Source organism: Pseudarthrobacter raffinosi, from assembly GCF_023913735.1.
Taxonomy (GTDB): Bacteria; Actinomycetota; Actinomycetes; order Actinomycetales; family Micrococcaceae; genus Arthrobacter; species Arthrobacter raffinosi.
Genome location: NZ_JAMXBH010000001.1, coordinates 262860 through 277167, shown reverse-complemented (window position 1 = coordinate 277167; position 14308 = coordinate 262860). Strand labels below are relative to the sequence as shown.

The window sequence follows — 14308 nt, the reverse complement described above, 5'->3', positions numbered from 1 at the left end:
AAACTTGCACGTAGTGTAATTTAATGCCCGAACTTCTCTCGCGCCGTGAGCTGAACAAAGCCGCCACCCGCCAGGCCATCACCGATGCCGCTTTGACCCTGCTGCGCGCCCGGGGACCCGGGAATTTCACGGTGGAAGACATCGCCGAATCTGCCGGGGTCTCGCGCCGCACCTTCTTCAACTACTTCAGCAGCACCGAGGCCGCGCTGGCCTCCATGACGCACGGGTTCCTGGACAACGCCCTTCAGCAGTTCCGGCGGCGGCCCACCGACGAGCCCATCCTCGAATCGGCGCGCGCTGCCCTGATGCAGCTGGCCGACCCCATGACGGTGGCGCCGCTGGCTGAACTCTTCACCTTCACCCAGGACAACGCGGTCCTGTCCCGGTCCGAACTTGAGGCGTGGGACCACTGCACCGAAGAGATCATCACCGCGGCCCGGGAGCGCTTCGCCGGAACCCCGGGCGCCGTCGTCGACGAACTGTACCTGCGCGCCCTCGCAGGCTCCGTCATCTCCTGCGGGAAGGCGGCCATGGACGTGTGGTTCGCCCGATGCGGCGCCGATCTCTCCCCCGCATCACTCGCTGTGCTGCGGCAACTGCTCATTGACGCCATGGGCCACCTCGGCTCCGGCTTCGGCAGCCCCGTTCCGGCAGCCAGCCCCTCCGCGACGTCCACAACCGCCACTACCCACCTCAACAAAGAACGGCTCTGACATGGCCCTGCTGCTCTACCGCCTCGGCAAGTTCTCCTACCGCCACCGCTGGCTGGTTATTTCGCTCTGGCTCGCGGCGCTCGTGGCCGTCGGCGGCTCAGCAGCGGCCTTCCACGGCACGCTGTCCAACAACTTCCAGATTCCGGGCACTGAGACGCAGCGGATCGCGGACAAGCTGAAGCAGGAACTGCCGGCAGCGTCGGGCGGCTCTGCCACAATCGTCTTTGAAGCCCCGGAAGGCGGCTTTACTGACGGAAGCCGCGCCGCCGTCACTGCCTCCCTCACCAAGCTTGGGGAACTGCCTGACGTCAAGGCCACGGTGGATCCGTTCGACACGCAGGCCCAGCTGGACCAGGCCGGGCATGAAATCGCCGACGGCGAGCAGCAGCTCACCGCGGGCAAGGCCCGCCTCGATGCCTCACGTGCCGAGCTCGACGCCGGCACCGCGCAGCTGAACGACGCGGAACAGCAGCTCGCCGCCGGCGGCGCAACCCCAGCCATGGTCGAGGCCAAGCTCGGAGCGCAGATGGCCGCCCTGGCACAGGGCCAGGCGCAGCTCGACGCCGGCACACAGGAGTGGGAGGACGCCAAGGCCAAGCTCGATCTGGGCAAGCGGCAGGCGGAGGCATCCGGCGGGATCCGGTTTGTCTCGGCGGACGGCCAGGCTGCCGTGGCACAGGTGCAGTTCATCACCTCCATCAACGCCCTCACCCCGGCGGTGCGCCAGCAGGTCCAGGACATCGCGCATGAGACTTCGTCCGTGGGCGTGACGGCGCTGGCCAGCAAGGAAATCACCGAAGACATTTCAGAACTCTTCGGCACGGCCGAAATCATCGGCATCGGTGTGGCGGCCCTGGTCCTGATCCTGATGCTGGGGACGCTCATTGCCGCGGGCCTGCCGCTGCTGATGGCCGTCATCGGCGTCGGTGTCGGCGTGGGCATCACGTTCGCCCTGTCCGGCGCCTTCGAGATGAGCTCCATCTCCCCCATGCTCGCGCTGATGCTTGGCCTCGCCGTGGGCATTGACTACTCCCTGTTCATCGTCAACCGGCACCGGACCCAGCTGCTGGCAGGCATGGACCCCGAGGAATCCGTGGCACGCGCCACCGGAACCTCGGGCAACGCCGTGCTTTTTGCCGGCCTGACGGTCATCATCGCCCTGGCCGCCCTGGTGGTGCCCGGGTTGCCGTTCCTGAGCGTGATGGGCCTGGCAGCTGCCGGCACCGTCGCGGTGGCCGTCCTGGTGGCGCTCACCCTGACCCCGGCCCTGCTGTCCCTGATCGGCCGGCGCATCATTTCCCGGCGGGCCTGGGCCAAGGCCGAGGCCCACAACGCCGAGGCCGGCCACGAGGTTGCCGACGAGGCCAAGGATGAGGAAAACAGCACCCGGGGCTGGGGCGGCCTGGTTACCAGGCACCCCGTCGTGGCGCTCGTCGCCGGCGTACTCGTGCTGGGAACGCTGGCCCTGCCCGCCGCGCAGCTCCAGTTGGCACTGCCCGACGGCGGCTCCGAACCGGCGGACTCCGAGGCCTACCAGGCCTATGACGTCACCGCCCGCAGCTTCGGCGAAGGCGTCACCGGACCCATTGTGGTGGTGGGTGAATTCCCGGCCGGCCTGGACGAAGCCCAGGCCCAGGAACTGCAGTATGACGTCGCGGACCTGATCCGGGGCGTGGACAACGTGGTGGCAACAGTGCCCGTGGCACTGAGTGAAGACGGCCGCACCGCCGTGTTCCAGGTCATCCCGGCAGAGGGGCCCGCCAAGGCCGGCACAGTGCAGGTGGTGAGCGAACTCCGCGAACGCGGCACCCAGATCCAGGCCGAAACGGGGGTCACCATCGGCCTGACCGGGCAGACCGCCGGCAACATCGACGTCTCCACAAAACTCGGTGACGCCCTGCCGCCGTACCTGGCGATCGTCGTCGGGCTTTCCCTCATCCTGCTGCTGCTGGTATTCCGCTCCATCGTGGTTCCCCTCCTGGCAACCGGCGGTTTCCTGCTGTCCCTGGCCGCCGCGTTCGGCCTGGTGGTGGCCGTCTACCAGTGGGGCTGGCTGGGCGGCGTGTTCGACGTCGCCAATCCCGGCGCGGTGCTGAGCTTCCTGCCGATCATCCTGATCGGTGTGCTGTTCGGCCTGGCGATGGACTACCAGGTGTTCATCGCGTCCGGCATGCGTGAGTCCTATATGCATGGCGCGCCGGCCAAGAAGGCCGTACGCATCGGCTTCAGCCATGCCGGCGCCGTGGTGACCGCCGCGGCGATCATCATGGTCAGTGTGTTCGCCGGCTTCATCTTCAGCCACCTGACCATGGTCCGGCCGCTGGGCTTCGCCATGGCGTTCGGTGTGCTGCTGGACGCGTTTGTGGTCCGCATGACCATCGTCCCTGCTGTGATGTACCTGCTCGGCGAGAAGACCTGGTGGCTGCCGAAATGGCTGGACCGGATCCTCCCGGATGTGGACGTGGAGGGCGCCCGGCTGGAACGCCGCGAAAACGAGCCGCAGAAGCTGACCGAGCCCGTCCACTAGGCTAAAGCGGTGACCCGCCTCATCCTCGCCTCCCAGTCCCCCGCCCGCACCAAGCTCCTGGCCGACGCCGGTATCCGGCACTCCGTGCTGGTCTCCGACGTGGACGAGGACGCGGTCCAGGCGCGCTACGGCGTCACGGATCCGCACGATACCGCGCTGCTGCTGGCCCGCGCCAAGGCCGAGGCGGTAGCCGCGTTGCCGGAAGCGGAGGGCGCGCTGGTCATCGGCTGCGACTCCGTCTTCGAGTTCGACGGCGAGGCGCACGGCAAACCGTACACGGCCGCCGTCGCCCGCGAACGGATGCTGCGGATGAGCGGCAACAGCGGTGTCCTGCACACCGGGCACTGGCTGGTGGACTGCCGCGCGACGGCAGCCGATGACGAGCCCGCCGAGATAGGCACCGACGCAGCGGCCGACGGCGGCAGCCCGGCACCGGGATCCGGCGCCACGCTCGGGGCGGTCGCCTCCGCCGAGGTCCACTTCACGGAGATGGATCCGGAAGAGATCGACGCGTACATCGCCACGGGCGAACCGCTGCACTGCGCCGGCTCTTTCACCATAGACGGCCTGGGCGGGGCGTTCATCCGGAAGGTGGACGGGGACCCGCACGCCGTCGTCGGGCTGTCAGTCTCCACGCTGCGCGGTCTCCTCGGGCACGCAAACGTACGCATCACGGACCTGTGGTCCGCCGAATAATTGCGGCGATTTTCCGACCAATTGTAGGTTCCCTACAAAGCTGCGCCCGTTTACACGCGGAAACCGCAAGTAATATCGGCGGAACCCACAAAATCGCGCTAGGCTCCCTGAAGGAAAGAAGGAGACGCCTTGTCAGCAAATTTGGAGCAGTCCGCTAGTCCCGTGCAATCGAACCTCACCAAGGTGCTGATCGCAAACCGAGGCGAAATCGCAGTGCGCATCATCCGCGCGGCTCGCGACGAGGGCATTGCCTCCGTGGCTGTCTACGCCGATCCGGACCGCGACGCGCTCCATGTCAGGCTGGCCGACGAGGCCTACTCCCTCGGTGGCAACACCGCCGCGGAGTCCTACCTGGTGATGGACAAGATCATTGACGTTGCCCGCCAGTCCGGTGCCGACGGCATCCATCCCGGTTATGGCTTCCTCGCCGAAAACGCCGAGTTCGCCACCAAGGTCATCGCGGCCGGCATCACCTGGATCGGCCCGTCCCCCGAGGCCATCTCGGCCCTCGGCGACAAGGTGCAGGCCCGCCACATCGCGGAGAAAGTGGGCGCACCCCAGGTCCCCGGCACCGCCGATCCTGTGCAGTCCGCCGAGGAAATCCTCGAGTTCGTGGACAAGTTCGGCCTGCCCGTGGCCATTAAGGCAGCCTTCGGCGGCGGCGGCCGCGGCATCAAGGTGGCCCGCACCCGCGAAGAAATCCCGGAGCTCTTCGAGTCTGCCGTCCGTGAGGCCACTGCAGCCTTCGGCCGCGGCGAGTGCTTCATCGAACGCTTCCTGGACGCCCCTCGCCACGTCGAAACGCAGTGCCTCGCGGACGCCCACGGCAACGTCGTGGTCATCTCCACGCGTGACTGCTCGCTGCAGCGCCGCAACCAGAAGCTCGTTGAAGAAGCACCTGCCCCGTTCCTCACCGAAGAGCAGAACCGCCGCCTCTACGAATCCTCCAAGGCGATCCTGAAGGAAGCCGGTTACCTCGGCGCCGGAACCTGCGAGTTCCTGGTGGGCCAGGACGGCACCATATCCTTCCTCGAGGTCAACACCCGCCTCCAGGTGGAGCACTGCGTCTCCGAAGAGGTCACGGGGATCGACCTGGTCCGCGAACAGTTCCGGCTGGCGCGCGGCGAGGAGCTCGGCTACGGCGACCCCGAGGTCCGCGGCCACTCGTTCGAATTCCGCATCACCGGCGAGGACCCGGGCCGCAACTTCATGCCCGCCCCCGGCACCATCACCACCCTGAAGAACCCCACAGGCCCCGGCATCCGGATCGACTCCGGCGTGGAGGAGGGCGATGTCATCAGCGGCAACTTCGACTCGATGCTCTCCAAGCTGATCGTCACCGGCGCCACCCGCGCCCAGGCCCTGCAGCGTTCGCGGCGCGCCTTGGAGGAAATGGTGGTGGGGGGCATCCCCACTGTTATCCCGTTCGACCTCGCCGTAGTTTCGGACCCGGCTTTTGCGCCCGCGGAAGGGCCTTTCAGCATCCACACCCGCTGGATTGAAACCGAATTCGTCAACAACATTCCCGCCTGGACGCCGGACGGAGCCGCTGAAGCCAGTGGCGACGCCGGTGAACGCCAGCGCGTGGTGGTTGAAGTGGGGGGCAAGCGCCTCGAGGTTGTCCTGCCGGCCTCCCTTGGTTCGATCGGGGTGGGTTCCGCCGCCGGCGCGAAGTCCAACAAATCCAAGAAACGCCTCCGTTCAGGCGGAGCGGCTGCGGCCGCCGGCGGCGACGCGCTGACCTCCCCGATGCAGGGCACCATCGTCAAGGTTGCCGTGGCCAACGGCGACGTTGTGTCCGAGGGTGACCTGGTGGTGGTTCTCGAAGCGATGAAGATGGAACAGCCCCTGACCGCGCACCGTTCCGGCATCATCACCGGACTCAGCGCAGTGGCCGGTGAGACGGTTTCGGCCGGCGCCGTCATCGCCACGATCGAAGACTAGACCCTGCCGGAGGCACCCCATGCTCGCACCCAGTTTTGAAGAAGAAGTAGACCGCTACCACCTGGCGGTTCCGGAAATCACCCGCGGGAATCCCGGTGCCGTCAAGGACCTGTATTCCAGGCTCGACGACGTCACGCTGGCCAACCCGTTCGGCGGCATCGCACGTGGCTGGGCCCAGGTGGAGGCCCGGCTGGACCAGGCATCCCGGCAGTTCCAGGACGGCGAGATGCTCGGGTTCGACACCATCACGTCCTACACCGCACGCGACACGGCCTACCTGGTGGAAACGGAACACTTCCGTGCCCGGCTGGAGAGCGCCGCAGCGCCAGAGGAATTCGCGCTCCGTGTGACCAGCATCTTCCGGCGCGAAGAAGGCTACTGGAAGCTGGTCCACCGCCACGCAGACCCGGCCGCGCAGCCGCAGTCCCGGCGATCCTTCGCGCAGCCTGCCAGCCACTGACAGCAGTCGTGCCTACGGCGCCGGGGCTGTGCTCCGGCGCCAACCGCAGGCTGGCGCTGCGTCCTCTGGCGTTGAGCTGGGGCGAAAGGCACACTTAGCGTGTGAAGCCTTTCCTCCTCCTTGCCACCCGGGCTGAAGACGCCGCCGCCGAGGAAGAGTATGAGGCGTACCTGACGTATGGCGGGCTGACCCCTTCGCAGCTGAGGCGTGTCCGGCTTGAGGCCGCTCCCCTGCCGCAACTGGACCTGAACGATTACTCGGCGGTGATTGTGGGCGGCAGTCCCTTCACGTCCAGCGATCCGGCAGACCACAAGAGCGAAACCCAGCACCGGGTGGAGCGGGAACTGGCCGGGCTGCTGGACCGGATCGTGGCCCAGGACTTTCCATTCCTGGGCGCATGCTACGGGGTGGGGACTCTGGGCAGGCACCAGGGCGCCCTGATCGACAGGACCTTCGGCGAACAGCTGGGCGGGGTGGAAATCGAGCTGACGGAGGCGGGGCTCACGGATCCGCTCCTGTACGGGATGCCACGGCGTTTCACCGCCTTCACCGGGCACAAGGAGGCTTGCACCAGATTGCCCTCCCACGCGGTGCTGCTGGCATCCTCCCAGGCCTGCCCCGTCCACATGTTCCGCATCAAGCAGAACCTGTACGCCACGCAGTTCCACCCTGAGCTGGACGCGGAGGGCCTGGTGACCCGGATCGACATCTACCGCCACGCCGGCTACTTCCCGCCGGAGTCCGCCGAGGAACTCATGGCGGACGCGCGGACGTACACCGCCACCGAGCCCATGAAGATCCTCCGCAACTTCGTGGACCGCTACGCCAACTGAGCCTGCGGACGGGTGGCGAGCGCCGCCGCCGTGCGTTCCTCCGCGGTTGGTCCCGTCCGGACACAGCAAGGCCCGGCACGCTCCCCGCAATAACGGGGAACACGCCGGGCATTTCTGTCAGCAACCGGGCTGGAACGCCCGACGGCGGGGCCTCAGGCTACGTTGTTCTCGTAGTCCAGGTCGCGGGTTTCCTTGCTCACGAACAGCGCAATCAGCGTCAGCACCGACATCGCGGTCAGGTAGACACCCACCAGGACCGGGCTGCCGTCGGCCAGCTCCCAGAGCGCGACGGCGATGAACGGAGCCACGGCAGCACCCAGGATGCTGGACACGTTGTAACTGACGGCGGATCCCGTGTAGCGCACATTGGTGGGGAACAGTTCCGGCAGCAGCGCACCCATGGGGCCGAACGTGAGGCCCATCAGGGAGAAGCCGATGACCAACAGGGCCATGGTGCCCACGAAGCCGCCGCTGAACAGCGGGACGAACAGGAGGCCGAAAACGAAGATGCCGCCGGTGACGGACAGCAGCATCTTGCGGCGGCCGTATTTCTCCGCCAGCGGTCCGGAAACCAGGGTGAAGATGCCGAAGAAGACAACGCCGGCAATCAGCATCCAGAGGAAGTCGTTGCGGGTGAAGCCCAGGCCGGGAACAAATGCTGCCGCGGCGGCCTCGGACATCGGCTTGCCGGCCTTCTCGGCCGCAGCCCTGGCGGCATCCACGTTGGAGGCACGGGTGCCGTAGGTCAGCGTGAACGTGGTCATCAGGTAGAAGAGCACGTACGTGGCGAGCATGATGAACGTGCCCAGGATGAGCGGACGCCAGCTGGTCTTGAAGACCCGGGCCAGCGGCAGCTTGGCCACCTCATTGGATTCGAGCACCTTGGTGAAGGCAGGCGTTTCGATCAGCTTGAGGCGGACGTACAGGCCGATGATCACCATGACGGCGCTGAGCAGGAACGGCACGCGCCAGCCCCAGGCCAGGAAGTCGGCCGGTGTCAGTGTATAGCTGGCCACCAGGAAGATCACGTTGGCGATGATGAAGCCGATGGGTGCACCGAGCTGCGGGAACGTGCCGTAGATGGCGCGCTTGTTGGCCGGGGCGTTTTCGGTGGCCAGCAGGGCCGCGCCGCTCCATTCGCCGCCGAGGGCGAGGCCCTGGGCGAAGCGCATAACAACGAGCAGTGCCGGAGCCCAGAATTGCCAGCCCGGGACCAGCGCAGTGGGCAGGCAGCCGATCAGGAAGGTGGCAATGCCCATGGTCAGCAGCGAGGCCACCAGGGTGCCCTTGCGGCCGAACTTGTCGCCGAAGTGGCCAAAGACGATGGATCCCAGCGGGCGGGCCACGAAGGCCACCCCGAAGACAGCGAAGGAGCTGAGCAGCTGGGTGGTCTCGTTCTGGTTGGGGAAGAACAGCGCCGGGAAGACCAGCACGGCGGCGGTGGCGTAGACGTAGAAATCGTAGAACTCAACGGTGGTGCCGATCAGGCTGGCCACAATCACGCGGCCGCGTGAGTTCACCGCCTTGGGGGATCCTTGCTCCGCGGTGGTTTGCGTAGATGACATATGAACACTTTCCTGAGAACCGGCCGGGCCTGGTGAGACCCGGCGCACAGTAGTTAGAGTTCGATACTAGTTCCAGCCGTCCAGTCAATGGACAAAAGGTCCATCATGTGGACTAGTGGCACATGTCTCATCCTTCGGTCCGTTAACACTCCCTCACGCTGCGGGCCGGCTGCCGATAGGCAAATGTCACAGCGCGTTAACATACCGCGACTGTCCACGAAACGCGCGTTCTCTACCGTGGAAGAACAACATCCCCCATGAGGAGGTCCACCGTGACTGTTGACCGCAACGCAGATGCCGGCACCGGCAATTCCGTAGATATAGACACCGACCCGCTGCACGGAGGCGTGTCCTCATCCGCCAGCGCGCAGCCCTCCACCCGTACAACCGACGCCCCCGCCCTTGAATTCCGCCCTGGCCGCTGGATCGCCAACTGGAACGCCGAGAACAAAGAGCAGTGGGAGTCCGCCGGCCGGGCCATCGCCCGCCGCAACCTGAACTGGTCCATCTTCGCCGAGTTCCTCGGCTTTGTGGTCTGGCAGCTCTGGTCCATCGTGGTGGTCCAGCTGCCGGCAGCCGGCTTCACGTTCACCACCTCGGAAATCTTCTGGCTGATCTCCATGCCGAGCCTGGTAGGCGCCACCCTCCGGATCCCCTACACCTTTATGGTTCCCCGCTTCGGCGGCCGGAACTGGACCATCGTGTCCGCGCTCCTGCTCCTGATTCCCGCCGTCGGACTGGGACTTTGCGTCTCCAATCCGGAAACCCCGTTCGGTGTCATGCTGCTCGTGGCAGCACTTGCTGGCTTCGGCGGCGGCAACTTCGCCAGCTCCATGGCCAACATCACGTTCTTCTACCCGGCACGGGAGAAGGGCTGGGCCCTTGGCCTGAACGCCGCCGGCGGCAACATGGGCGCTGCCGTCGCGCAGCTCGCCGTCCCGATTGCGATCACCCTGCTCGCCGTCGGCAGCGTCAACCTGCCGATGGCCGGCTGGATGTGGATCCCCTTCATCCTGATCGCCGCCTTCGGTGCCTGGAAGTACATGGACAACCTCACCAGTGCCAAGGGTGACGTGGCCGGCTCGGTCGCGGCACTGAAGGAACCGCACCTGTGGATCATGGCACTGCTGTACATCGGCACCTTCGGTTCGTTCATCGGCTTCGCCGGCGTGTTCCCCAAGCTCATCAAGGACTACTTCCCGGCGTTCTCCTCCATCGGAGTCGGCACCGTGGCACTCTCGCTGGCCTTCCTCGGCCCGCTGGTCGGTTCACTCGCCCGCCCCTACGGCGGACGCATGGCTGACCGCATGGGCGGGGCCCGGATGACCGTGGCAGCATTCGCCGCCATGGCCGTCATCACCCTGACCATGATCTGGACCCTGCCGCTGAAGAACTTCTGGCTGTTCCTCATCCTCTTCCTGATGCTCTTCACGGCCAGCGGCTTCGGCAACGGCGCAACCTACCGGATGATCCCCATCATCTTCGCAACGTCCAGCCGGGCTGCGAAGTCCGGTGCCAGCACTGTTGAAACCCAGCGGCTGGCGTCATCGGCCCTCGGACTGATCTCGGCCATCGGCGCCTACGGCGGCTTCGTCATCCCGCAGGTCCTGAACGCCTCCAACACGGCCAGCGGTTCCTACACCCCGGCCTTCTACGGATTCGTCGGAGCCTATGCAGTAATGCTGGCGGTCTGCTGGTTCTGCTACATCCGCAACGCCAACCGAAATGCGATGGGACACGTCTAACATGACCAAAAGCGCCGACACGCACTGCCCTTACTGCGCCCTGCAGTGCGCCATGACGCTCACGTCACCAGCGGGACTGACCCCGGCTTCCAAGCCGGGGTCAGTCCCCGTGCCGGCTGAATCCGCAGCGCTGGCCGCTGCGGACGCCACCCTGAAGGCCCCCCTCCTCGAAGTGAGCGGCCGGGACTTCCCCACCAACCGGGGCGGCCTCTGCCGCAAGGGCTGGACCTCAGCCACGCTCCTCAACCACCCCGGACGGGTCACCGAACCCCTGCTCAAGGGCGCCGACGGCGTCCATCGCCCCATCGGCTGGGACCAGGCCCTGGCGCTGGTCACCACCGCCGTGAAGGACACACAGGCACGCTACGGAAAGGACGCCGTCGGGGTTTTCGGCGGCGGTGGCCTCACTAACGAGAAGGCCTACATGCTGGGCAAGTTTGCCCGCGTGGCCCTTGGCACCTCACGCATCGACTACAACGGCCGCTTCTGCATGTCCTCCGCCGCGGCCGCCGGGATGCGCGCCTTCGGCCTGGACCGCGGCCTCCCGTTTCCGCTGGCAGACCTGGACTCGGCCAGCACCATCATGATGCTCGGCTCCAACGTGGCAGAAACCATGCCGCCGTTTGTGCAGCACCTCCAGGGAGCCCGCGACGCCGGCGGGCTGATCGTGGTGGATCCGCGCCGTTCAGCCACGGCAAAGTTCACATCCGACGGCGGCGGCCTTCACCTCCAGCCCCTGCCGGGCACCGACCTCACCCTCCTGCTGGGCCTCTCGCACGTGATCATCCACGAAGGCCTGGCAGATGACGACTTCATCGCGGCACGCACCACCGGCTACGAGGCCGTGGTCCGCAGCGTCAACTCGTTCTGGCCCGAACGCGTCCAGTCCCTCACCGGCGTCCCGGCGGAGCTCATCCGGGAAACCGCCCGCAGGCTCGCCGACGGTGCGGGCAAGGGCGGCAGCTACATCCTTACCGGACGCGGTGTGGAGCAGCACGTGGACGGCACGGACACCGCCACCGCCGCGATCAACCTCAGCCTCCTCCTGGGCCTGCCCGGCTCACGGCGCAGCGGCTACGGCACCCTCACCGGCCAGGGCAACGGCCAGGGCGGCCGCGAGCACGGCCAGAAGGCCGACCAGCTCCCCGGCTACCGGAAGATCACCGACCCCGCCGCCCGCGCCCACATGGCCGGCGTCTGGGGCGTCCCGGAGGAAACCATTCCTGGGCCGGGATTGCCCGCCGTCCAGTTGCTGAAGTCGCTGGGACAGCCCGACGGCGTCCGGTGCCTTTTTGTGCACGCCTCCAACATCGCGGTGGCCTCCCCCGATGCAAACGCCGTCATCGCCGGGCTCCGCAGCCTGGACTTCCTGGTGGTCTGCGACTTCTTTATGTCCGAGACCGCCGCCGAAGCCGACCTCATCCTCCCGGTCCTGCAGTGGGCCGAGGAGGAGGGCACGCTCACCAACCTCGAGGGGCGCGTCCTCCGCCGCCGCCAGGCCCTGCAGCCGCCGGCCGGCGCACGCAGCGAACTGTGGATCATGGCCCGGCTGGCAGAAGCGCTCGAGGCCCCGTCCACGTACAGCGAAGATCCGGAAACAGTCTTTGAGGAACTGCGGCTGGCCTCCGCCGGCGGGCACGCCGACTACTCCGGCATCGACTACGCGATGCTGGACCGCGGCGAAGCCGCCTACTGGCCGTACCCCGTGGGGAGCACCGGCACGCCCCGGCTGTTCCTGGACACGTTTGCCCACTCCGGCGGCAAGGCGGTCATGACCCCGGTGACGCCCCGGCGTCGTCGTACGCCGGCCCCCAACCCGGACCCGGGCGCGAAAACCATGACCCTCATCACCGGCCGCCTCCTGGAGCACTACCAGTCCGGGACGCAGACCCGGCGGGTGTCCGAGCTGCTGGCCACCCAGCCCGAAGCGAAAATGCAGATCCACCCCGCCGCGGCGGCCGCCATGGGCATCACCGAAGGCGCCTTTGTCTCGGTGGCCAATGAACGCGGCGAGGTGTTCTGCAGGGCGGAACTCAGCACCGCGATCCGGCCCGAGACAATCTTCCTGCCGTTCCATTTCCCGGAACTCGAAAGCGCCAACCGCCTCACCGAGGCGGCAACGGATCCCATCTCCGGGATGCCCGAATTCAAGTTCAACAAGGTGTGGGTCCGGGCGGTCGCAACCGGACTTCAGAACAGTGTTCTTCAGACATCGGAGGCCTCATGAGTGAGCAGATTGTCATTGTTGGTTTCGGCCCCGTGGCTGCCCGCCTGATCGATGAACTGCTGCCCGCGGTCCGCGACGGGCACGTCAGCCTCACAGTCGTGGGCGAAGAAGCCGAGGCCGCGTACAACCGTGTACTGGTGGCCGACCTCGGCGTCGGACGCACCACCGCCGATGCCCTGGCCCTCTCCGACGCCGCAGCCCTGGCCGCCGACGGTGTGGACGTCCGGCTCGGCGTGCGGGTCCGCCGCGTGGACCGGGCCCGACAGCAGGTGATCCTTACAGACGGGACCTCCGCCCACTATGAGCGGTTGGTCTTCGCCACGGGTTCCCGGCCCGTCATCCCCAACCTGACCGGCATCAACCCGGATCCGGCTTCCCCCGTCCTCCCTGCGGGCGTCACCGCGCTCCGGGATCTCCGCGACGCTTCGGTTTTGCGCGCAGCGGTCGACGGCGGCAAGCGAGTTGTGGTGCTGGGCGGCGGCGTCCTGGGCCTCGAGACAGCCCTCGCGGCTGCCGAGGAAGGCGCCACGGTTACGGTGGTGCACAACGGGCCGCACCCGCTGGGACGCAACATCGACCGGGGCGGCGGCGCGGTCCTCGCGGCCAGCCTGCGCCGGTGCGGCGTGCGGATGGCCGGCAACGCCCGGTCCACCGGGGTGGAGCACAACGCGCCCGACGGCGGATTCTCGGCACTGCTGCTCAATGACGGTTCGGCGATCGACGGCGACCTCCTGGTCCTCTCCTGCGGCGTCCGTCCCCGGACCGAGCTGGCCGAAGGCTGCGGCCTGTCCGTTGGTGCTGGCATCCTGGTGGACCACCGGCTCCGTGCCCACCACGAGCCGCACATCTTCGCGATCGGCGACTGCGCCGAGGTCCGTTGCCCGGATCCGGCCTGCAACGAGTGCCGCACCGCCAAAGGCCCGTCCGGTCTGGTGGGACCCGGATGGCGGCAGGCCGAATGGCTGGCCGAATACCTGACGCTGCTGGCTAACGGCACGCAGGAAGAGGCCGACGCGCTGCAGGAGCTGCCCCAGGAACAGGCCGGCGTGATTGTGCTGAAGGCACGTGGAATGAACATGGCTGTGGCCGGCGACAACGGTGCCGAACCGTGGGATGAAGACGTTCTCACCGCCGGCGCCGTGAACGGCCGGCAGCGCCTTCAGATCGCCCAGTGGGCCGATCCCGAACACGGCCGCTACGTGAAGATGACCACCCGCGGTGGAGTGCTGGAAGGCCTGGTGGCCGTGGGTATGCCGCGGACCGCCGCCGAGCTCGTGGGACTGTTCGAACGCGGTGCCGAACTGCCGGCCGACAGGTCACTGCTGCTCCGGCTCGATGGCCCGGACCAGCTGGCCGCGTCCGGTCCCGCCGATCCGGAAGGAACCGTGTGCCGCTGCGCCGGAGTCAGCGGCACCAAGATCCAGGGTGCCGTGGCGGATGGCTGCTCCACCGTGGCCGAGGTGTCCAAGGCGACCCGCGCCGGCACCGGCTGCGGCGGCTGCCACGAGGACATCAAGGGGCTCATCGAAAAACACTTCCAGGCGGCTCCCGCCGCCTGACTTGTCCTGAAGCCAGGAAGCCCGGACGTGTGCGCGTCA

Annotated in this window: 10 protein-coding genes; 9 read left to right on the top strand and 1 reads right to left on the bottom strand. The window is 67.3% G+C overall.

Going from position 1 to position 14308, the window contains the following annotated elements; all coding sequences use genetic code 11:
• Positions 1-23 precede the first annotated feature (23 nt).
• The 6 genes from NG698_RS01220 to NG698_RS01195 all read left to right on the top strand — a co-directional run bounded on the left by NG698_RS01220 (position 24) and on the right by NG698_RS01195 (position 7173).
• Complete coding sequence (locus NG698_RS01220) at positions 24-713, top strand: TetR/AcrR family transcriptional regulator (protein WP_252607846.1); 690 nt, start codon at positions 24-26, stop codon at positions 711-713.
• A gap of 1 nt (position 714) precedes the next feature.
• On the top strand, positions 715-3240 hold the full coding sequence (locus tag NG698_RS01215) for an MMPL family transporter (RefSeq protein ID WP_252607845.1): 2526 nt from the start codon (positions 715-717) through the stop codon (positions 3238-3240).
• A 9-nt stretch (positions 3241-3249) separates the two neighbouring features.
• Positions 3250-3936, top strand: a complete 687-nt coding sequence (locus NG698_RS01210; RefSeq protein WP_252601128.1) for a Maf family protein — start codon at positions 3250-3252, stop codon at positions 3934-3936.
• Positions 3937-4065: 129 nt separating this feature from the next.
• Positions 4066-5880, top strand: a complete 1815-nt coding sequence (locus NG698_RS01205; protein ID WP_252607844.1) for an acetyl/propionyl/methylcrotonyl-CoA carboxylase subunit alpha — start codon at positions 4066-4068, stop codon at positions 5878-5880.
• Between the two features lie 19 nt (positions 5881-5899).
• Entirely contained in the window at positions 5900-6340 is a 441-nt protein-coding gene (locus NG698_RS01200) for a YybH family protein (RefSeq protein ID WP_058929593.1), read from the top strand.
• 101 nt (positions 6341-6441) lie between these two features.
• Complete coding sequence (locus NG698_RS01195) at positions 6442-7173, top strand: glutamine amidotransferase (protein WP_252601124.1); 732 nt, start codon at positions 6442-6444, stop codon at positions 7171-7173.
• A gap of 152 nt (positions 7174-7325) precedes the next feature.
• Here the strand turns inward: NG698_RS01195 and NG698_RS01190 are convergent, their stop codons facing one another.
• Positions 7326-8738 (bottom strand): MFS transporter, encoded by a 1413-nt coding sequence (locus tag NG698_RS01190; RefSeq protein ID WP_252601121.1) that lies wholly within the window; start codon positions 8736-8738, stop codon positions 7326-7328.
• A 272-nt stretch (positions 8739-9010) separates the two neighbouring features.
• Between NG698_RS01190 and NG698_RS01185 the strand changes: the two genes are divergently transcribed.
• From NG698_RS01185 to NG698_RS01175, 3 genes are read left to right on the top strand one after another with little or no spacing between them, the layout of a single operon-like run.
• Positions 9011-10483 (top strand): MFS transporter, encoded by a 1473-nt coding sequence (locus NG698_RS01185; protein WP_252607843.1) that lies wholly within the window; start codon positions 9011-9013, stop codon positions 10481-10483.
• 1 nt (position 10484) lies between these two features.
• Entirely contained in the window at positions 10485-12710 is a 2226-nt protein-coding gene (locus tag NG698_RS01180; protein WP_252607842.1) for a molybdopterin oxidoreductase family protein, read from the top strand.
• The gene (locus tag NG698_RS01175) at positions 12707-14269 is read left to right on the top strand and encodes an FAD-dependent oxidoreductase (RefSeq protein ID WP_252607841.1); all 1563 of its coding nucleotides are present in this window, start codon (positions 12707-12709) and stop codon (positions 14267-14269) included. Before NG698_RS01180 ends, NG698_RS01175 begins: the two co-directional genes overlap by 4 nt.
• The last annotated feature ends 39 nt before the right edge of the window (positions 14270-14308 follow it).